The sequence below is a fragment of the Lacticaseibacillus thailandensis DSM 22698 = JCM 13996 genome, assembly GCF_001312865.1.
In the GTDB taxonomy this organism is placed as follows: Bacteria; Bacillota; Bacilli; order Lactobacillales; family Lactobacillaceae; genus Lacticaseibacillus; species Lacticaseibacillus thailandensis.
In genome coordinates this window covers 57928-78977 of the sequence record NZ_BBER01000005.1, presented here as the reverse complement: position 1 = coordinate 78977, position 21050 = coordinate 57928, and the positions used below count along the sequence as shown (strand labels likewise).

At 55.4% G+C, this 21050-nt stretch carries 17 protein-coding genes and 3 pseudogenes; 5 read left to right on the top strand and 15 right to left on the bottom strand.

Going from position 1 to position 21050, the window contains the following annotated elements:
* From JCM13996_RS12960 to JCM13996_RS07970, 11 genes and pseudogenes are all read right to left on the bottom strand, one after another.
* The coding region (locus tag JCM13996_RS12960; RefSeq protein ID WP_156321923.1) for a mucin-binding protein at positions 1 to 169 on the bottom strand (169 nt) is incomplete at its 3' end.
* Between the two features lie 64 nt (positions 170 to 233).
* Positions 234 to 3491, bottom strand: coding sequence for a MucBP domain-containing protein (locus tag JCM13996_RS08010; protein ID WP_156321922.1), 3258 nt, complete (start codon positions 3489 to 3491; stop codon positions 234 to 236).
* Complete coding sequence (locus JCM13996_RS08005; protein WP_082383891.1) at positions 3454 to 3831, bottom strand: KxYKxGKxW signal peptide domain-containing protein; 378 nt, start codon at positions 3829 to 3831, stop codon at positions 3454 to 3456. The genes JCM13996_RS08010 and JCM13996_RS08005 overlap by 38 nt, the downstream gene beginning before the upstream one ends.
* Before the next feature lie 568 nt (positions 3832 to 4399).
* Positions 4400 to 4558 (bottom strand): hypothetical protein, encoded by a 159-nt coding sequence (locus tag JCM13996_RS10955; protein WP_156321920.1) that lies wholly within the window; start codon positions 4556 to 4558, stop codon positions 4400 to 4402.
* 240 nt (positions 4559 to 4798) lie between these two features.
* Positions 4799 to 5722: a sbcc family protein gene (locus tag JCM13996_RS08000; RefSeq protein WP_054750735.1), complete on the bottom strand. Its 924-nt coding sequence runs from the start codon at positions 5720 to 5722 to the stop codon at positions 4799 to 4801.
* Positions 5719 to 7887: an AAA family ATPase gene (locus JCM13996_RS07995; protein ID WP_054750734.1), complete on the bottom strand. Its 2169-nt coding sequence runs from the start codon at positions 7885 to 7887 to the stop codon at positions 5719 to 5721. The genes JCM13996_RS08000 and JCM13996_RS07995 overlap by 4 nt, the downstream gene beginning before the upstream one ends.
* Positions 7888 to 7907: 20 nt before the next feature.
* Positions 7908 to 9015 (bottom strand): annotated as a pseudogene (locus tag JCM13996_RS07990) (exonuclease SbcCD subunit D).
* Positions 9016 to 9251: 236 nt separating this feature from the next.
* Positions 9252 to 10133, bottom strand: a complete 882-nt coding sequence (locus JCM13996_RS07985; RefSeq protein WP_054750733.1) for a helix-turn-helix domain-containing protein — start codon at positions 10131 to 10133, stop codon at positions 9252 to 9254.
* Positions 10123 to 11046 carry a helix-turn-helix domain-containing protein gene (locus tag JCM13996_RS07980; protein ID WP_054750732.1) on the bottom strand — a complete coding sequence of 308 codons (924 nt, stop codon included), beginning with the start codon at positions 11044 to 11046 and terminating at the stop codon, positions 10123 to 10125. Before JCM13996_RS07980 ends, JCM13996_RS07985 begins: the two co-directional genes overlap by 11 nt.
* A gap of 520 nt (positions 11047 to 11566) precedes the next feature.
* On the bottom strand, positions 11567 to 13192 hold the full coding sequence (locus tag JCM13996_RS07975; RefSeq protein WP_054750731.1) for an ATP-binding cassette domain-containing protein: 1626 nt from the start codon (positions 13190 to 13192) through the stop codon (positions 11567 to 11569).
* 274 nt (positions 13193 to 13466) lie between these two features.
* Positions 13467 to 14034: pseudogene (locus JCM13996_RS07970) on the bottom strand (L,D-transpeptidase).
* 443 nt (positions 14035 to 14477) lie between these two features.
* On the opposite strand from JCM13996_RS07970, the gene JCM13996_RS07960 reads away from it, so the two are divergent.
* Positions 14478 to 15827, top strand: coding sequence for an amino acid permease (locus JCM13996_RS07960; protein WP_054750728.1), 1350 nt, complete (start codon positions 14478 to 14480; stop codon positions 15825 to 15827).
* Positions 15828 to 15945: 118 nt separating this feature from the next.
* On the opposite strand, the gene JCM13996_RS12520 is transcribed toward JCM13996_RS07960, so the two are convergent.
* Together JCM13996_RS12520 and JCM13996_RS07955 are read right to left on the bottom strand one after the other, a co-directional pair.
* Positions 15946 to 16077 (bottom strand): hypothetical protein, encoded by a 132-nt coding sequence (locus JCM13996_RS12520; RefSeq protein ID WP_263848896.1) that lies wholly within the window; start codon positions 16075 to 16077, stop codon positions 15946 to 15948.
* 73 nt (positions 16078 to 16150) lie between these two features.
* Entirely contained in the window at positions 16151 to 17128 is a 978-nt protein-coding gene (locus JCM13996_RS07955; RefSeq protein WP_054750727.1) for a hypothetical protein, read from the bottom strand.
* A gap of 192 nt (positions 17129 to 17320) precedes the next feature.
* Between JCM13996_RS07955 and JCM13996_RS07950 the strand changes: the two genes are divergently transcribed.
* Complete coding sequence (locus JCM13996_RS07950) at positions 17321 to 18292, top strand: asparaginase (protein WP_054750726.1); 972 nt, start codon at positions 17321 to 17323, stop codon at positions 18290 to 18292.
* Positions 18293 to 18396: 104 nt separating this feature from the next.
* Here JCM13996_RS07950 and JCM13996_RS12515 read toward each other — a convergent pair whose 3' ends face one another.
* Both JCM13996_RS12515 and JCM13996_RS12510 read right to left on the bottom strand, forming a co-directional pair.
* Positions 18397 to 18909, bottom strand: coding sequence for a hypothetical protein (locus tag JCM13996_RS12515; RefSeq protein WP_054750725.1), 513 nt, complete (start codon positions 18907 to 18909; stop codon positions 18397 to 18399).
* Positions 18910 to 18954: 45 nt separating this feature from the next.
* Positions 18955 to 19295 (bottom strand): annotated as a pseudogene (locus tag JCM13996_RS12510) (phosphopyruvate hydratase); the annotation flags it as partial.
* A 266-nt stretch (positions 19296 to 19561) separates the two neighbouring features.
* Here JCM13996_RS12510 and JCM13996_RS12505 point away from each other — a divergent pair.
* The 3 genes from JCM13996_RS12505 to JCM13996_RS11905 are packed head-to-tail and all read left to right on the top strand — an operon-like array spanning position 19562 to position 20983.
* Positions 19562 to 20131, top strand: a complete 570-nt coding sequence (locus JCM13996_RS12505) for an aldehyde dehydrogenase family protein (RefSeq protein WP_054750723.1) — start codon at positions 19562 to 19564, stop codon at positions 20129 to 20131.
* Positions 20131 to 20565 (top strand): aldehyde dehydrogenase family protein, encoded by a 435-nt coding sequence (locus tag JCM13996_RS12500; protein WP_054750722.1) that lies wholly within the window; start codon positions 20131 to 20133, stop codon positions 20563 to 20565. Before JCM13996_RS12505 ends, JCM13996_RS12500 begins: the two co-directional genes overlap by 1 nt.
* Complete coding sequence (locus tag JCM13996_RS11905; protein ID WP_225353545.1) at positions 20480 to 20983, top strand: aldehyde dehydrogenase family protein; 504 nt, start codon at positions 20480 to 20482, stop codon at positions 20981 to 20983. Before JCM13996_RS12500 ends, JCM13996_RS11905 begins: the two co-directional genes overlap by 86 nt.
* The last annotated feature ends 67 nt before the right edge of the window (positions 20984 to 21050 follow it).

Genomic DNA, 21050 nt, shown 5'->3' with positions numbered 1-21050 from the left:
TCAGCGTGTAACCGGCAATAACGTAATTAATCGCATCACCATTGGCGTCCTTGTCGTAATCAATCGTCGCTGCACTCGTCCCAGTAATCGTGGCATCGGGCTGTAATGGACTATTGTCACTAACATCTTCAAACTTAACCGTGACTGTTTGCGCATCCGCGTCATACATCACAGTAGACGGCTTAGATGGGTCTGTCGGAGTCAGCGTATAGCCCTGACTCAAATCATCCGGGTCAACAGGTGCGAAGGTGCCGCCTTCCACAACAGGTGTGTAACCAGCCACATAAGGAATAACCCAGTTGCCTTGGTAGGATCATCAGGTCCGTCGTGTACTGCACCGGACTATCCGGACTAGTCGCCCCTACCGGCGTGATGGTCACCGCACCATTAGCAACATACCGTAACTGCACTTGTTGATCCGTCGCTGTGTCCGTATCGAAGTAGGCTTGCTTAGTCTCGTCGGAAGCATCCTTCAACGTGTACCCAGCGACAAACTCACTAATGGCAGCACCGCTGTCATCTTGGTCATAGTCGACCTTGGCACCCGTGGAACCAGTGATGGTGTGGCTGGCATACCCGGCAATTTCATCCCCATTTTGGTCGACATAGCTCACAACAACTTTTTGAGGTTCTGCAACGTACCGCACACTAATTGTGTCACTGTATACCGTCGCCGCACTACTGTCAGCATACTTTTCAGATTCTTTTGCGTTATTTTCAAATTGTGTAACGTGATCCTGCAGTGCTTTATTGAGGTCGGTTTCATCAGTAAACGTGGCTGTATCCGTCCCAGCCTCAGTACTTTGACCCGTCCGCGTTTCAGTCAACGTAATGGTCGGTTCAAAGCCAGCAATCACCGGAATGGTGACTGGATCAAACGTCTCATCTGCCGGTGCCGTCCACGCACCGTAATACAGCGCCGTAGTGGCGTCATTATACTGGTCAACATAATATGCCCGTGTATAAACAAAACTTTGCTCACCATTCTTAACCGTCAAATCGGTATCGGCCGGAGCGTTGGCAGGTAGCGTAACTTGCGACGTGAGCCCAAAGGTCCGGTGTGTATACCGGTAGTAACTGTCCTGCGGATTGGTAGGTGCAGCGACCTCAGTGACAGGGTCCACCACCACTTGATAGGTGGTACCACCTTCAGGCACGGTCAGGGTCAAAGCTACAATTGGCTGACCGTTGCCATCAACTTCCATCTGTCCGTCCGCGCCATATACCGGATTCAGTGTACCCGCAACTTTGCCAGGATAAGTAACGCGACTATCAATTTGTTTGATGCCTATTACATACCCAGCAGGAATATTCAACGTGACCTGCTGCTGACTGCCCACTTGGGCCGTAGCAGTCGTTACCGTGCCTACCACTGGCTGGTCGTCCTTAGCGCTAATAAACTCGACCTGGTACTGTGCATCCTGTTCCTGGTAGGTGATATTGATATCATCGTTACCCAAAGTGGCCACATCGGGTGCCTGGTACCCTTTGGTCAAATCATCGGGGTCGACTGGCGTCAACGTGATGCCCGCGCCCGTAACGGCGTCCGTCGCGGTAGGCGCGTAACCTAGAAAGTACGGTACGTAGAACCCAGCCGGGGTAGCTACCGCAATGGGACTATTATCCGTCACGTCGTACGCCGTGGTAGTCGTGATACCAGCAGGCAAAGCCGCACCGCTAGGCGGCGTGATGTGAAAAGCACCGATCTTGGTGTACGTCAACGTGACCATGTTCGCATCGGAGTCATCATCGAGTGTCACGTTGGTCGCGTCAGGAGCAGCATATCCATCAATATCAAAGTTGTTGTCGGTATCCGCGTTCAGCGTCAACTTTTCAACGTATTGGCCTTTAATGGTTGTATCCGTACCAATTGCTTGACCATTTTGGTCCACGTGCTTGACCGTCAGCGTCGTATCTTCACCAACGTAGTGCAAAGTAATGGTATTATCCGCATCATTTAACGTCGTTGGCGTGAACGTGGTCGGATTGTTCGTCGCATCAGCGGTGTAACTATTATCCACAGAGTAATGCGCAATATCAGGGTAGGTCACGGTGTACGGATCGTTAAACGTCGCCTCAAGCGAATCGTCAGGGCGAATCTCATTGCCAAAGGAATCCACATACTTGACGGTTAGGTTGACCGTCGAAGCATCGTAAGTGTAGGTGATAGTAGTGGTTTGCGGGATGTACGGATTAGTCACCAGGTATGACCCAATCTGTGTGTACGATTTAGAATATTCTTTATCCTTCGGGTCTGTCACGTATTTCAAGTCACCAGAGCCGTTTAATCCACCCTTAGCCACAAAGGAAATATCACCCGTATCAACATCCTTTACCGTATAGGTAATAGTGGTTTTGTTGTCCGTGACGCCAGCAACGCTATGCAAGACCTGCGTTAGCGTCTGGCCATCAGTTTGAAAGGGTGACATCGTACCGTTAGCATTGGCACTCGCTGCAGCTGTGTACCCAGTTAAGGAGGCCGAGGGAGCAGTCGTGTACTTTTGCCCTGACAACCCAGTCATAACCACTGGATCAGCACCACTGATGGGGTTGCCATTTTGGTCCACATACTGTGTGGTTTGCGTCTGCATAAGGGGCTTAAAGAAGGCATAACCACTCCAGGTACCCTTTGAACCTGTCTTGTATGAATAAACATCGAAGATATACGTGAGTGCACCTTGCGCATAGACCGATTCAGCGTCATCAAAAATAGTCAATCCGGCCAGTTTGATTTTGCTTCCATCCGTCATTACTTGCGTATTGGTGACGGTATCACCATTCACCAAACCGACTTGAACCTTGCTTTGCGTTGCCCGGTCAATCGCAAAGGTCACCGTCCCGCTATTGCCATCAACCTGCGCAAACGTATACCAATCTGAGTCCTCCGCATAGTGGAAGACCCCACTTGGATAATCAGGATCGGTGACCGAGAACCCCGCTGGCAAAGCCGCACTAGTGGCCGCACTGGAAGCTGCTGAGCTAGCAGCAATGGCGGCTTCGCTGGCAGCGGAGTTCACGGCGTCAATATCGGTTACGGACAACCTGCTCTTGTAACTAACCGTCGGGGTGATAGTGCTCGTAGTCGTGACACTGGCAGCTGTGGCCGCCGCATCAATATCGCTGGTGGCAGTTGCTGCGGCCACGTGCTGCGACGCTACACTACTCGTGGTGCTACCACTATCAGCCGGAGCGGCACTGGTGCTCGTAGCACTACTAGTAGCGTTGCTAGCAGCACTACTACTACGAATAGTTTTGCCATCATTAACCTGCGTTGTACCGTCTGAATTAACCGCACTCGCAGCCACACTAACTGCACCACTAGTATTGCCACTAGCACTGTTGGTCGCTTCTACGGCGGATTTCGCTGGTGCTACACTACTAGTCGCCGTGCTGGCCGCGGACGTACTGGTACTGCTCCCCAAATTAGCAGTCCCACTACTTGCCTGACTTGCATTAGACTCTAACCCACTTTTTTTGACTAGTGGCCGCACTCACTGACGCCGCACTGGACGCAGTACTACTCGTACTACTAGTTGCCACACCGTCATCCGCACCATTCGTTGCCGATGATGCAGCGGCACTGTGACCCTGGTTCTGCAACGTATAAACTTGTCCCTGCGTCACCGCAGCGGCAGCACTATCAACAGAATTCGTGGTCTTGGTATCGTTGGTCTCCTCAGCATCGGAAACGGTATTGTTGTGCATACCAATTGCGGTAGTCATACCTAGGAAGAAGAGGGTGCCATATACCCACCTCTTGCCAGATTTCCACATTTTAACGCGCTCCTTAATTTCTGGAGTTGGCGTCCTTTTCGCCCGCTTAAATTTCATCAATACTCATCTCCCGTAAAATCGCCTACTCATTCACAATGAGACCCGTACTTACACACCCTTAAGATTACACCACCAATGCCCAGCAAACAACAATTTAAGCGCAATTGTCGGATATTTTTTTGCCGAATGGTTAATTAGATTGTATGACTATATCACAACTTACCGTGACTAAGTCTGCGGAACAATTGTCCACCACAATCCAAGCCGTGCAGTCCACTCATAGCAACAGCTCCGCTTGATTGGGTTAGCTGTCATGACACATCGTTAAACACAACGGTAATATCACCGTAATCAGCAACTAGCCAAAGTGGCTGACGTCGGCATAGCGCTTACATATCTTGCTAATTAAATAACATCAAGGCTACGCGACTACAAAAGTGACATTTGCTGGTTCCACCCACGCCGTGCAACCGTCAAAGTGATCGGATCCGCCACAGCCCCCAAGCAGCGTTACCCCACGCTTTCCATAATTATACTACGCACCCGCCAGTTTGGCCCAAATTGAACACAAAAAAAACTCGGCGTCGTCACGACGGACAACACCGAGTTCGAATGAACCTAAAGACTACTTGTTTTCGTTTTCGTTTTCCAGCTTCTCGGCCTCCGCGTCGATTGCCGCGAAACCTGACTGACCAGATTGCTTCTGGGGATGCTTTGAGCGGTCCTCTTCAGCCTTCTGAATCAAAGCCTTACGCTGTTCTTTACTGAGCTTTCCTGCCATCATTCTCGCCTCTTTTCGCACAGGGCACAGTGGGTCGCCCCACTGTGCTCCACTAGAATCGTAGCTGCGAGCCGACTACCGGTTGGAATGTCGCACCATGAGGGGGCGACCACAGTTATGATGTTTGGTTAGTACTTCTTTATTATAGCGCTTTTATTAGCAAACGCCAGCAACGATTGCTAGCAAATTGTCACCGGTTCTTGTGCACCACTTTGATGCTACTGTGCCCAGTCCCGTCGGCTGTCACCCGTAGCTGGTCCGGTACGGAGTCTTGCAACTGCTCCACGTGGCTGATGATGCCGACCATACGGTGCCCCTCGATGGATTCCAGGGCGGCCAACGCCATCGTGAGGCTATCGTGGTCCAGCGAGCCAAAGCCTCATCCACGAACAAGGCGTCGATGGCGATACCACCACTTTCTTCCTGGATCACTTCACCCAACGCTAACGCGAGGGACAAGGCCGCGATGAAACTCTCCCCGCCGGATAGCGTCTGCACGGACCGCGTGCTCCCAACCTGGTCATCGTAGACGTCAATTTCCAGGCCGGTGTGGTTACCAGTATCCCCCTGATCATCACTTAACCGGAAGGCGTAGCGTCCCCGGGTCAACTCCTGGAGGCGCACCGTGCCCTGCGCCAATACCCGGTTAAAGTAGGCACGTAAAACGTACCGCTCCAAGCCCATCTTGGCGGGATTGTTGCCCGTAAACGCCGCCACCAGGGTACTGAGCTGATTGAGCCGCTGCCTGGTCGTACCTTGCGCCATTAGCCGTTGCTGAATATCAGCTAGCCGTTGCTGGTTCCGGCGCAACCGGGCGCTCGCATCGTGGTGGGCCGTCTGCGCCTGGTCGGCCTGGTTGGTAGCCGTGGTGGCCGCCTGGTGCAGCGCGTCCATATCCGGTTCGGGTTGGTCACCGATCACGGCCTGCGCCTCCGCCAGTAGTGCCGCTGCCTGTGCCACCTGTTCACGGTAATCCTGGTCAGCTGCCCGCAAACTGGCTAATTGCGGTACCGCTTTCAGGTCGGCGGCAAACTGTGCCAGCGTGCCCTCATCCCCGTAATGGTCGCGCACCAACGTCGCCAACTCGTCCTGGGCCGTTCGCAAAGTTGCTTGGGCGCCGTCCACCACATGCTGCTGGCTGGTCAGCTCACCTTGCCGCTGATTCAACGTCGCGGTTGTGACCCGCAGCGTATCAGCGGCGGCTTTGGCGTCGTCATCGTAAGCTTGATGGCCGCCGTCAGTCGCCGTTGTTCGGCCGTCACGGCAGCGACATCCTGTACATCGTCTGGTAACTCCGCAGCCGCCTGTTGCCAGTTGGCTTGAGCTACCTGCCGGGCCGTTTCCGCGCTGGTCGCGGCTTGCGTCGCTCGGACGGCCGCGGCCGATTGTTCATCACGGGCCGCCGTCAACGTACGCGTCCGTTTGGTCAGCTGTTGTTGCTGTTGCTGTTGCGTGGCCAAGGTAGTAGCAGTCTGTTCCGTACTGGTGGTCGCCGCAATGACGGCCGCGTGGGCTGTTGCTAGGTCGTGTACCGGTGCTGCGTCGAAAATCGTCGCCTGGTTGACCACATCCACCAAGCTCTCAACAGCTGCATTCGTAGCCACCGCCGCCTGCTGGGCCTGCGTAGTTAGTTGCTGCACTTGCGCGTGCACCCCAGCTTCATCAGCCTGGTACCGTTGTAACTGTGCCTGTGCTTGTTGTAACTCCTGCTCACTCACCGTTGTGGTCGCCGTCGCCAGGTGCGGATGTTCCGTGCTCCCACAAACCGGGCAGGGGTCATTCCGTCCCAATTTAGCTGCCAACATGGCCGCCTGATCCTGGTAGTAAGCCAATTGGACTGCATCTGCCCGTTGCGCTGCGGCTGTCGTTTGTGCATGTGCGGCCGCGACCGTAGCTACAGCCTTGCTAGCGGCGGACTCCGCCTGCTGTTGCGCTGCTTGCGCCGCACTGACCGCCGCGTCGGCCCGTTGCATTTGCGCCAAGGCTAATTGCTGTTGCGTTGACTGCTCCCGTAATTGGTCAACCGTGAGCGCTCCCAACTGCGTTTGCACCGTCTGCAACGTTGCGTCCGTGGCTGCCAACGCTGCGGTAGCCGTGCTAGCCGCCGTGCTCTGGGCCTCCGCCACCGTCGCCGCGCTAGCGACTGCCGCTGAGTAATCCGCCACCCGCTGCAACCGCACCGCCGCGCTAGACAAAGTCGCCACGCGCTGCCGCTGGCTGGCAATACTATCGACCTGCGCGGCCACAGTTGCCGCCGCACTACTAGCAGCACTCTGAGCAGTGGCTGCACTGGTGGTCTGTGCCGTCAATTGCTGCAACCGCACCGTTGCGGCACTCGCCGCACTTTGCGCCGTCGAGTAGTTATGGTAAGTCGTGGCGTGTGCCTGTGCCCAGCTCAGCGCTTGAATTCGGGCCTGGCGCGCCTGGGCTGCCGTACTTTGGGCCGCTAACTGGGTTTGCTGAGCCACGGCTGTCCGTTGGCGTTGCCAAGCCCCAGCCAGCGACTGTCCCTGTGTAAAGTTGGCAGTCGCTACCGCTGCCGCGCTGGCCGCGCTGCTAGCCACCACGGCCAGTGAGGCCACGGCTTGGCTGTCCGTTACTAGCGCCGCACTGGCTGCCGTGACCCGGTCGGGCAATGGGGCCCGTTCATCCCGCGCCTGCTGCACTGCGTCCGTTGCGTCCGCCCACTCAAAGGCGTGCATTGCCTCCAATAGCTGGTGATCCGTGGTGCTGACCCGTTGCTTCAGCTCCTGTTGCTGATTGCGCAACCGTTCACCCCAGTCCTGGTACATCTGGGTACCAAAGAGGCTCCGCAGCAACGCCTCCCGTTCACCACTGTCGGCGTCTAGAAACTTGCGGAATTCACCCTGGGGCAACAGGATGATCTGCCGAAACTGCTGGCGGTTCAGGTGCAAGATCCCTTCCACAGCGTCCAGGACGTCTTTGACTTTGCCCAGCACCTGGTCAGGCTCACCATCGCGGTGAATAATCAGCTCCGGGTTGCGCAGCTTCAGGTCACCGTTACGCGACACGTACATCGACCGCGTAATGTCGTACTGCGTATCATCGTTACGAAAGCGCAAGTGCACCACCGTCTGCTCACTAGCCGCAGCAAATTCCGACCGTAGCGCCGTAGCAAGCCGGCCGTTACCGGTCTGGTTGCGCCGCTCGGTACCGTAAAGGGCAAAGACGAGTGCATCAAAGATGGTCGTTTTCCCTGCCCCGGTGTTACCACTAATTAAAAATAGTGGCGTGTCCGCAAAGTCGGTAAAATCAACGCGGGCCTTGGCGTACGGGCCAAAGTTTTGCATTTCGAGTAGTTCAAATTGCATGTCGTGTTCCTCCTGTCGACCTACTGCACGTCAGCCAAGGCTTGTTGCGCCCACTGCCGCTGCTCGGATGTCAGCTCTGTGCCGTTAGTGTCCGCATAAAACTGTGCGAGCAAAGCCATCGGGTCCAGGTGCCGGTCGACTGGTTTGTCCGTCACACTGGTTTGCACCCCGTGGGCACGATCAACCCCGGTGCAATACGGGTAAACCTGCCGTAACTGAATCATTAGGTCCGGAATCACTTCGGTATCCGTGAGCGTGATTTGCACAAAGCTATCCGTCGCGACCTGGTGGTAAAAGTCTGGGTCCATAATTTCCGCGAAGCTGCCGCGAATATGGATGAAGTCCGGTGTTTGCGGAATTTCAATGAACTTACGGGTCATCGTCTCCGTATCAAGGATGTACACCCCTTTGCGTTGCTCGGTTTCGCTGACATCAAACTTGACCAACGACCCTGCATACTGGATCCGGTCAGCATTGACCGCATGCCGGTTATGCAAGTGTCCCAACGCGACGTAGTCAAACGGCGCCAGCAAGTCCAGCGGCACGGCGTCCAGGCCACCAACATTCACGGGTGTCTCGGAGCCACTGTGTGTGCTGCCAGCCGCAAAAAAAGTGCGCTACCAGTACGTGGCGCTTATCCGGTGCAAACTGGGCCACCATGCGGTCAATGACCGGCGCCATCGCGGCAGCAATGTTGGTCAGATTATCATCCTCAAAGTAGGCGCGGGCCATGGCGGGTTCAAAGTACGGTAGCAGGAAAAACTGGGTGTCCCCCAACGTGACCGGTTCAAAGGCCTCAGCTAGCCGCGTATGCAGGTAGAATTTGGTGCTACTAAACCACTCACTCCCCGTGGCCAACCGCGGAGCTGAATCATGGTTACCACTAATGACTAACAGGGGCAGCCCGTCCTCGCGGTTGAGGGTGCGCAACATGCTGTTGACGGTGTTGACCGCACTTTCTGCGGCCAACCCACGGTCATACAGGTCACCCGCAATAATGACGCCATCCACGTGCTCGTCGTGCGCCACCTGCCTGAGGGCCGCAAAGGACCGCTGCTGCACCGGTAACAGGTCAAACCCCGCCAGGGTCCGCCCAATGTGCCAGTCTGCTGTATGTAAAATCCGCATGGCTTGATCTCCTCCGTTTAAGTACTCACTATTGGTGCTAACAGTACGTATGTTCGTACCACCATTCTACCGCGAACCGTGTGCGTACGGGTAACAAATTGACCTGGCGCACCACCGCCAGGTCGGGCCAGACACTGCGCAATCAACCCACCACAATCCAGTCAACCACAATAAAAAGGAACGGCCACCACTGGTGACCAATTGGTCCCGTGGTGCGCGTTCCTCATGTACGTTAATTAATCTTGCGGGACCGGCTCCTGCAGTTGCGCGGGCGTCATTCCGACCGTATCGAGCAAAGTTTCGTCAAAGTAGGCCGTCATGTGCCGATTGTTCAACGCGGGCAGCATATTGTACATCGCCAACACCGCCTGCCGGTGGGCATCCGTATCCGCATCCTGCAGTTGGGCAATGCGTTTCAACATCATCACCCCAAAACGGCCTTCGATCAGGTGTTCATCCATCCCCACCGCGTCAATTTCCTTGATCAAGGGTTGCGCGTAGTTCGACCGACGCGCAATGAGCACCCGCAGTCCCCGCGTGACCACGGTCCACGCCGATATGTAACCCATCTGGTTCCACTCGCGCATACTGACGGCGGCCTGCAACACTTCGCGCGTCAACACCAACACTTTGGGTGACGGTAACATCACCATCACCGCGTGCAACACCTCCAGCTGGGTCTCGTCCCAGGAACCACTAGTCACCAGAATCGTCGCTAGGTGGTTAATGTCCTCTGCCGCAACGAGTTGCCGGTGGGCCAAGTAATAGTAATCACCCGCCGTCACCATCATGGCATAGAAGTTCGTATCACAGGGCGCCTGCTGGTACCGCGCCGCTAATTGGTCAAAGGCGTGCTTCACCCGTTCGGGCGTGGGCGCCATGCTCCCTAAGCGCTGCCAGTGCCCCAGCTCGCGGTCGGGTTCACCGGCCACCACTGCGAACGTGCGCAGGGTCAACCCCATACGCGCCAGCATCGCCTGCACTTTGCCTAACGCCAAGTCCCGTTCACCGGCTTCAAACCCCGCGACCGATTTGCACGTGGCGATACCCTCAGCTAGGTCGGTAATACTCCAACCCAAATCTTCACGAATGCGTTTAAAACTACCATTAATAGACATCGTGTACCTCCGACACCGCATCTGGTGCTGGCGCTGGTGGAACCACCTCAGCATACAGGTCAGCACGACACAACTTCTGGGCCAACTTCCGGTAACTTTGGGCTAGCTGGACCGACCCAACCATCCGTAAAAAGCTGATCAGTCCCGTCACCCCCGTGGCGTGGGCGGCCTCGGGATGAACGCGGTAAACCAAACACCGGGTAATAAACTCCCGCCGGTACGCCACCAATGACGCGTTCGCGGGCACCACATCCCGCTGAATGAGTTTTGTCAGTTGCTTGGCCAACGCCAACGTCCCCGATTCGATCAACCAGCAGTCCGCACTCAATACGGCTTCCCACGCCGCAATACTGAGCGAGTGGTTCACCGCGTACATATTATGTATTTCACCGAATAACCGGTTCGCAACCTCCGCGCACATAGTCGGTGCCAACAACACGCAAGCATACCGAAACGTCACGACGTTGGCCTCCGACCACGCAACTTTGGGACCAAACCAATCCTTTAGAATGAGTTGCTCCGTAGCGTTCAGCCGGTTATCCTGGCTCAACGCAAAATAAGCCCCTGCCGCGATCAACAGTTGCTGAAAGTCGAGTGGCGTTTGCCGCCGCGTATAACGTGCTTGTTTCCTCGTTACCAGTTGCTTCAATCCTGACACATCGTTCTGCGCACTAAGAGCGTTCACGACGGTCATTAAGCTGTCGCGGTTGCCCACGAGCGGGTCGAACCCACTGACAAATTCCTGTAGTGATACGCCCATGCGTTGTAGCATGGCTACCAATTTATTAATCGGCATATCCGCCGAACCACCCTCAAACTTCGAGAGGGCCCCCAATGACACAATGCCCCCGGCGACATCCTTTAGTGATGCACCTTCACGCCGACGTAGCCGCCTAAATTCAGCTCCCATCATTGCCAATCACTCCCCATAGTGCACGCGGCTTTACTCCAAACCGCAAAACTAACGCATACATTCCTAGCAGAACATGGAAAAACTTGGTTGCATATGTATTAACCCCTGGTGGTTTCAGGACGTACGGCCCTGGAAACCATTAACGGTCCCGTAACTCCGAATAGCGCCTGACGGCGCACGGGGCGGCTTCCTTCAGGTATTGAAACGAGCTCCGCCCCGCAGGAAGCTGCCGCGTAAGCACTACCACCCAGATGGCCAAACCCAAGCCATCCGGTAACTGCTAACTGGTAACCTGCAGCCACGCTCGGTGGCTTCTCTCAGGTATTGAAACGAGCTCCGCGGGCCAGAAAGCTACCGCGTAGGGCACTCTGACTAAAAGGCCAAACCCGGGCCTTTCAGCCAGAGTGCCCTACGCTATCGCTTTCTAAGCGGCCCGCTCCGCTCTCTGCGTTCTCTGTACAAAAAAAAGCGCATGTGTAAGCATACGCTTATTATATATCATTTAATAATCTTTGCTACCTTATCCATAAATATTCTGAACCTGTTCCTGCACTACCTCGTGCTCCAGGAACTCACCATACGTGGTATCCGCCCGGTCAACCACCCCTTGCGGTCCTACTTCAATGATATGGTCCGCAATCGTTTCGATGAACTCCCGGTCATGACTCGTAAAGATAACGGAGCCTGGGAACGCCACCAGCGCGTCGTTCAGCGCCTGGATTGACTCCAAGTCCAAATGATTCGTCGGGTCGTCCATAACCAGCACGTTTGGCTGGGTCAACATCAGCTTGGATAAGATGCTCCGCACCTTTTCGCCCCCGGACAACACACTGATTGGCTTCAACACATCGTCACCGGAGAACAGCATCCGCCCCAAGAACCCGCGTAAGAACGTATTGTCCTGCTGGTTCTTCGGCGCGTACTGCCGCAACCAATCAAGAATACTCAGGCTGTCGTCCTCAAAGACGCTGTTCAAATCCTTCGGCATGTAACCCCGTACCGTGGTCACACCCCACGCCACTTCGCCTGCGTCCGGCGGCACCGTTTCCGCTAACACCTGCAACAACTGCGTTGCCGTCACGTCACTACGACTAATGATGGCGGTCTTCTCACCTGGATGCAGGATAAAGTTGGCGTTGCTGATAGCCGGCATACCGTCCACCGTTAACGCCACCCCGCGCGCCTGCACCAAGTCGTTTCCAATTTCCCGTTGTTGGGTGAACTTTACGTACGGGTACTTCCGGCTGCTGGGTTTAATGTCGTCCAGCGTGATTTTGTCCAACTGCTTCTTCCGTGCCGTCGCCTGCTTCGACTTGCTGGCATTAGCGGAGAACCGCGCCACAAATTCTTGCAGCTGCTTGATCTGTTCTTCCTTTTTGGCGTTGGCGTTGGACTTCAGCTGCTGCGCCAGTTCAGAACTTTGACGCCAGAAATCGTAGTTACCCACGTATAATTCAATCTTGCCGTAGTCCACGTCACACATCATCGTGCAGACCGCGTTCAGGAAATGCCGGTCATGGCTGACAATCAGTACGGTGTTCTGGTAATCCGCCAAAAAGTCTTCCAGCCAGCTAATTGTTTGCGTGTCCAACCCGTTGGTCGGTTCGTCCAGCAGCAACACGTCGGGTTGACCAAAGAGGGCCTGCCCCAGCAAGACCTTCACCTTGTCGCTTTCTGGCAGGTCGCCCATCAGCGCTTGGTGTTGCGCCTCGGGAATCCCCAACTGCTGCAACAACTGGCTGGCATCACTTTCGGCGTTCCAACCATCCATTTCGGCAAATTCACCCTCCAAGTCGGCGGCCTTCAGACCGTCTTCCTCGGAAAAATCCGCCTTGGCATACAGCGCGTCTTTGGCCTGCATTACCGCAAACAAACGCTTGTGACCCTGCAGTACCGTATTCATCACGGTCTGATCGTCAAAGGCAAAGTGGTCTTGCTGCAAACTACTCATGCGTTCGTGGGCATCAAGGGTGACGGTCCCGGTACTGGGTGCCAACTTGCCCTCCAGAATCTTCAGGAAGGTCGATTTGCCGGCCCCGTTGGCGCCGATAATGCCGTAACAGTTACCAGGCGTGAACTTCAGGTTGACGTCCGTGTATAGGGTACGGTCGGTAAAGGTCATACTAACGTTGTTTACTGTGAGCAATTGGTTTCTCCTTATATGGGTAACATTCTCAATATGTGGTGCTGACTCAAAAGCTAAACTCGAGCGACCCGCTCTCATGATGTGACACAACCTTGCTATTAAGGTCAGTGGCCACTAGTAGGTATTGAAACGCGCTACGCCCCGCCGAAAGCTATTGCGCGGCGCGGCTCTCTACACAAAAGCAGTTTTCCCCGCCCGGTGATTTGCCGGGGAGGAAAGCTGCCTTGATTACGCACGTGCCGTTCAATCCTAATCAGGTATTATAGCCTGCTAACTAATTAATTACCACTTTTGTGTTGTATTTAATGTTCTCGTAGATCCACTTAGCGTCCGGAATGGTTAACCGTACACAGCCGTGCGAGGCGCCACCCTTCTTGCCGAGCTTAGCCGCTTCCGATTTAATGTAATTGCCATTGGCATCGATCGGAACACTGTGGAACAAAAGACTACCATGGCCAGCCCAAGAGGTGTAATAGTTAGCACCTTCCCGTTCAGCCGCGTTGTAAAACGTTTGGCCGCGCTCCGCCTGCACGTGATACGTGCCGTGCGGGGTGGCCGTCGTCTTACTGTTAGTCATCCCCGTTGAGCAATACATCGTATAGAGCACCTTGTCACCGTTCATGATGTACACGCGCTGCTTCTCGGTGGAGACGTGAATCCACAGGTTCGGGTACTTATTCACGTCGGGATACGCCTTATTCTCTGACGGTTTGGTGTAATCAACGGTCTTCTGCTTCACCGCCTTTTTTTGCCGCCTGCTTGCTGCTGGCTTTGGCTGCACTGGCCTTACTACTGGAACTCTTAGCGGCCTTAGCAACCGCCTCGGTGTGCTGACTATGCATCGTGTAAGCACTAACGCCGCCAACCGCAATCAACGCAATAATGACGCACGCCCAAATCCAAAGCTGCCGTCCTGCGTGATTATGTTGCTTGGATCCATTTGCTGGCAATGGAATGACCTCCTCAATCTCGGTTCGCTACACATAAGCATAACACGTTTAGGCCCAGTTTTTATATGAAAAAAAGGTATAACTTTCATCCCCACCCGCACAAAGTCGACCCTGGATGCGATGGGGTAACTACGGGCATCAGTACGGCCTATGGGCACGGTACGTGCGGCCAGCATGCAAAATGGCTGGCGACCATTTACAGTAACCGGATGAGTGCCCATTGACGTCCAGTTGTCCGCCTGTGGAAGACAAGTGTATGTGATTAGTGTTAAACTACAAACATTATGCAACGTTTCGGTGGGCACCCAGGTGCCCGCCAGATAGGAGTATCCCCAATGCAACGTAAACTCAGTTCTCGTCACATGCAGATGATTGCCCTGGGCGGCACGATTGGTGTCGGCCTCTTCATGGGCTCAGCGTCCACCATTCAGTGGACCGGTCCTAGCGTCATGCTCGCGTACGCGGTGGCGGGGTTATTCCTCTACTTTATTATGCGGGCCCTCGGAGAAATGCTGTACGCCCACCCCGTGACTGGCAGCTTTGCCTCGTTTGCCTCTGACTACCTGCACCCTGTCTTTGGTTACCTGACCGCCTGGGCTAACATTTTTCAGTTTCTCGTTGTGGGCATGTCGGAAATGATCGCCATCGGCAGTTACTTTGAATTCTGGTGGCCGCACCTGCCCCAATGGATTCCCGGCCTGGTCGCGTTACTGTTACTGACCATCGCTAACCTCATTTCCGTGAAAGCGTTTGGTGAGCTGGAGTTTTGGTTTGCCATGGTCAAAGTCGTGACCATTATCCTAATGATCGTCGCCGGGATCGGGTTGATCTTCTTTGGTTTTGGTAACGGTGGCTACGCCATCGGCCTCAGCAACCTCTGGAGTCATGGTGGGTTCTTCACCGGCGGTGTGAGCGGCTTCGTCTTTGCCCTCGCCATCGTCGTCGCGTCGTACCAGGGGGTCGAACTCATCGGCATCACCGCCGGGGAGGCGGAAAACCCGCAGCCAACCATCGTGAAGTCCATCCAGTCCACGGTTGGTCGCATCCTGATCTTTTACGTTGGCGCCATCTTCGTCATCGTCACGGTCTACCCGTGGAATCAGCTCGGCACAATCGGTTCGCCCTTCGTGGAAACCTTTGCCAAAGTCGGCATCGGGGCCGCCGCCACAATCATCAACTTTGTCGTGGTCACCGCCGCGCTGTCTGGTGCGAACTCCGGTATCTACAGTGCTAGCCGTATGGGCTACACCCTGGCAGAAACCGGGCAGCTACCGCACCGTCTCACCAAACTGAACCGCCACGGGGTTCCGTTCTGGCCCGTTGTCACAATTGCAGCCGGTATCGGCATCGGCGTGGTACTAAACTTCATCGTGCCGCTACTCTGGCCGGGCACCAAGAACCTGTTCGTCATCGTGTACAGTTCCAGCGTACTGCCGGGGCTGATCCCCTGGGTGGTCATCTTGCTGAGCCAAATTCAGTTTCGCAAGCAGCACCCCATCGTCGCCGGCGAACACCAATTCCGGATGCCGTTCTCACCGTGGAGTAACTACCTGACCCTCATTTTCCTGGGCATCGTCGTCATCTTCATGGGCATCAACCCTAGCACCCGCATTCCGCTCGTGGTGGGCATTGTCTTCATCGCTGCGGTGCTGTGCCACTATTGGCGCACTAACCGACATAAATAAATATCTGCATATAAAGGGGGACGTTACCGCCAGACACCAACGCGTGTGTCTAGTGGCAACGTCCCCTCTGTAGTTAAGCGCGGTAAGGCGACCACAGCTAGTCGTTGGCGCCAGCGCGCTACATTTCCTTAAAAGTCACCTGACCATCATGGATGGTGGCCTGCTGGTAGTCGCGCTGATCCATGTAGTTAGTCTGCGTGAACATGTTCAAGGTGTGCACAAACACCACTTCGTAGGTACCGTCATCCAACGTGGAGACAGCATCCGCGTACGTGCCTGCCGTTGCCGGTCCGCAGCCGCAAAGACCCGCCGCACGTGCGCATCTACATGGGCATCATCCGCGACACTTTTGGCCGTACTCTTGTGGAACACGGTGGCGTGGCCGTCCTTGAGCCGTACCATCTTGGTTGATGACAGAAATAAGTACATATATTCCTGATCACCAGCACCCGCGCAGTCGCTTGGGGGATGGTGTAACCCGCATACATGGCCGTGGCCACCTGCGTAGGGTAACGACTCGCGTATAACGACGTGGCCGATTGCTTAGCTAGGTCTTCTACGTTCGTGCGGCTAACACTCGTAAAATTGCCACTACCACCAGTCACATATAACTGACCGTCACGAACCTGTAGGGCGTCGTACTCGTTGTCTACCCAATTGCCCGCAATCTGCCGGTTACCGAGATGGTGGCGTGGCGCCGTAAACCCTTTGTCCGTGAAGACCTGCGCCATCTCCACACCACCCAGCTCAGCACTACTCTGCCCGTATGCCATCGACAACGCGTACAGGTGGTGCCCGCTAGCAATAAAGCCGTTATTCTGAACGCTGACGGTCCCGTCGCGATAGTAGGACAAATCGCTGTAATGGCGAATGGTAATGTGTGCCTTCGCCTTGGCCAACGCCTGGTTAAGTTGCTTGATGGTGGCAAAGTGGTAGGCAGTACCGGTCGACCCTGCCTCCGCATCTGTTTTCCGTAGCCGCGCCTTCAGTTCCTGATAATTGATGCGGGTGTACCCACCTAACTGCCCGCGGTGAAAAATCCATGTGGAGCCCATGGTCGCATTTTGCGCGTACTGAAAAGCTTGCAGATGGCCCTTGTTACTAGCCTGAGCGGTCACCTTGCCCTGTTGTCGCCAAAAGGTCTGGCGGGCACCTAAAATCTGGCGCGATGCCGTCAGTGCCGATGTCTGTTGGTGACGATGCTGCTGAGCACTATGGTGTAAGCTTACGTAGCCACCCACGCCCAACGCGGTTATCAGGATGACGCCGACAATTCCGCCAGCCAGTTGCAGTTTCTTCATTAATTGTGCCCCATTCCCAGGATACGTTGCTACAAATTTATACCATTATGACAGTTTCCAACCCCACCAACAACCGTGGCGGACCAGTCGCTATATATTTAGCCTTGTTCGTTGGGAGAGACGGTTCCCTTCACCCGCGTTTCGGCATACACTAAAACACGGACACAATTTCCGTCAAAGGAGTAACTATTAATGACTAATATTTTGGTTCTACACACAGGCGGCACCATTTCGATGACCGCCAACGCGGCGGGTGATGTGGCCCCCAGCGCGGAAAACCCGCTCATGGGCCAGGTCGACCAGTTGGGTGCCGACATCCACGTCACCGCCGAGGAAATTTTCAACCTACCCTCTCCCCACATGACGCCGGAACTCATGCTGGAGCTGGCCCAGCGAATTCGCCGTGCTGAAGCTAACGGCGTCGACGGCGTCGTGGTCACCCACGGTACGGACACGTTGGAGGAAACCGCGTACTTCCTCGACCTCACGCTGGATAGCACCATCCCGGTGGTCGTCACCGGTGCCATGCGTTCCAGCAACGAAATCGGCAGTGACGGCCTGTACAACTTCATCACTGCCATTCGTACCGCGGCCAGTCCCGAATCGCGGCACAAAGGATGCCTGGTGGTGATGAACGATGAGATCCACACGGCCCGCTTTGTGACCAAGACCCACACCACTAACGTCGCCACGTTCCGCACACCTACCTTTGGGCCCATCGGGTTGGTGACCAAGGATGGGGTCCGCTTCTTCCAGGAATTGATCAACCAGGAAGCCTGCCTCATTGATAACGTGGTGCCTAACGTCTTCCTGCTCAAAGCGTATGCGGGCATGGACGCTACGTTGTTCGACGCCCTCCCGAAGAACACTAACGGACTGGTCATTGAAGCCCTTGGTGCCGGCAACCTGCCGCCAGCAACTTTGCCCGGTCTCCAGCGGTTGCTGGACCGGCACGTGCCCATTGTGTTGGTGTCCCGTTGTTTTAACGGGGTGGCGGAAGGCTTCTATGATTATGAGGGCGGCGGCGTCGAACTGGAAAAGATGGGCATCATCTTTTGCCAGGGCCTGAACGGGCAAAAGGCGCGTATCAAGCTGATCGTCGGTCTTAGCGACGGTAAGCAGGGTGCCGACCTCAAAGCTTACGTTAATAACGCTATTAGTTAAACCAAAAGGACCACGGTGAGCACCGACACGTACGCGTGTCAGTACAAACCTTGGTCCTTTATTTGACCCAGATTAATGTTGCAATAATGCATTGTCCCGTCTAACTAAGAGTCGGCCGCCATTTCCCGGCCAATCGTCAGGAGCCGGTTCATCACGTGCGCCTGGCTACCACCACGTGACGGCACGATCAGACTCGGCCGCATTAGGGCGGCCGCCAAGTCGGCAGCGTACGGATCCGTATCCGCGGCCACGTGCTGCACCACTTGCTGGCCACCACGCAGAGCCACCAGCGCGCCAGTCACGGTGCCGTACGTCGCTAACGGCGCGGCCAAAGCTGTCAGGTTGGTAACGCCTGGCACCGTATCCGTGGCGCCAACGGCTACAAGCACGACGTCATCACGCTGGGCACGAATAGCAACCACCAGGTCAGCCAGGTGCGCGTTAGGCCCACCATCTGGTGCAGCCAACTGGTCGGCCAGCACGTCGGTCAACGCGACGCCCAGGGGACCGTTAGGCGTTGCCACGCTGTATAGCGCCTGGAAGTCAGCGCCATCACGCGCAAGGGGCACCGCGGGCCGCGGACCAACCGCTACGACCCCCCCGAGGTAACGGTACAATGGCACACCCTCAAAGTTCGCGGCGGCCCGAGCAATCGCCAGTGAGGTCGCAAAGGTGGCGTTGACCCCGAGACGGTGCCAGTCGTCGGTACCGTCGCGTCGGCGATGGTGGCATCACGTTGTCGCTGGTTAAAGGGCGACTGTCCACGTAGTTCGTCGTGCAACGTGGTGTTGACGTGGTTCACGGCTTTGAGCACGCCCAAACCGTGCAGCCGATCACCGCCATCCAGTAAACCAACACCCGGTCCACCGTCGTGCCGCCCAGGAGTCGCCACGGTGGCCACGCCGGTGGTGCCATCGTTTAGCACCACGGTCACCTGCAGTGCGGGGGTACCCACAGCACTAACGACTTCAGCCGCCACTACATCTGAAATTACAACCACCATATCTTCAACCTCCCAAAGTTTGTCTGTCCCCTTATTCTACCATGAACCGTCTCGGCACCCCCCGGTTAACCCATCACCACCCGCAACCTTGTAAGCGATTTTCTGAATCATGGGATAGGCTTCAGCCTGCCAACGGTGGGCACTTTTTGTCCCGCAGCAAGTGCGATTGTGAAGTTTTCACTGAGCGTTTACAAGGACAATTTGCAGGACTATTATTGTAATTGGATTAGATGTAAAAACTCATTCGCAAGCAAAGGAAGATGACTATGGCGCAAGCAACTATGGAAAAACAGGAAGTATCCGACGTAGAAGCAAGCATCAACGACCTTGTGGCAACTGCCCAGGCCGCATTTAACGAGTATCAGCATTTTAGTCAAGAGCAAGTCGACGCGATTTGTGAGGCAATGGTTCAGGCCGCTGCCGCTCACGCCAAGGAACTGGGCGAACTCGCATACCGGGAAACCGGCCGTGGCAAGTCCGAAGACAAGGCCATCAAGAACATTTACGCTGCTCAGTATATCTGGAAGGCCATCAAGGATGACAAGACCGTTGGCGTCATCGCCGACGACCCCGTCAAGAAGGTAACCGAAATTGCCGAACCCCTTGGTGTTATTGCGGGGGTCACGCCCGTGACCAACCCCACCTCGACCGTAATCTTCAAGATCCTGCTGGCACTTAAGACGCGCAACGCCATCATCTTCAGTTTGCACCCACAAGCCCTCGAATGTGGGATCGCCACTGCCCGGTTGATGGCTAACGCTGCTGAAGCTGCCGGCGCACCTAAGGGTCTGATTGGTTGGATCTCCAAGCCAAGTATCGAGGCTTCCAACGCCTGATGAACCACCCTGGTGTGGCCATTGTGCTCGCTACTGGTGGTCCCGGTATGGTCAAGGCCGCTTACTCTACGGGTAAGCCCGCTTTGGGTGTGGGCCCTGGTAACGCTCCGGTTTACATTGAAAAGACTGCCGACGTGAAGGCCGCTGTTGCGGACATCATGATGAGTAAGACGTTTGACAACGGGATGATTTGTGCCAGTGAAAACAGTTTGGTCGTTGACCGCGACATTCTGGATGAGGTCAAAGCCGAGTTCGAAAAGCAGCACGCCTACTTCGTTCCGGATAACGAAGTCGACAAGCTGGCGGATGCCGTGATCGACCCGCAGCGCCACACGGTTCGTGGCCCTGTTGCTGGTCAGTCCGCTGAAAAAAATTGCGGAAATGGCTGGCATCAAGGTACCTGCTGGTACCCAGTTACTGATTGGCAAGCTTGATGGTATCGGTGTAAACTACCCGCTGTCTGGCGAAAAGCTGTCACCAGTGCTGTCCATGTACATCGCTAACACGCAGAGTGCAGCCTTCCAGCTGTGCCTGGGCATTCTCAACTACGGTGGTCTTGGCCACACGGCGGTACTGCACACCACTGATGAAGACGTAATTAGCCGCTTTGGCGATCAGATGCCTTCCTGCCGCATCCTGATCAACACCCCAGGTTCACTTGGGGGTATCGGTGGGTTGTTCAACGGCCTCACCCCATCATTGACTTTGGGCACTGGGACGTACGGGAAGAACTCCATTTCCCACAACCTCTCCACGCACGACCTGTTGAACATCAAGTACGTTTCACGGGCAACCCGCCATCCAATCGAATTCATCAACGAACTACGCACTGTAATTCGCGACAAAGACTAGCTGATTAGGCGGAACAAAAGCAAGGCGCCGACGAAAAATCGTCGACGCCTTTTTGTATATTGTGCAA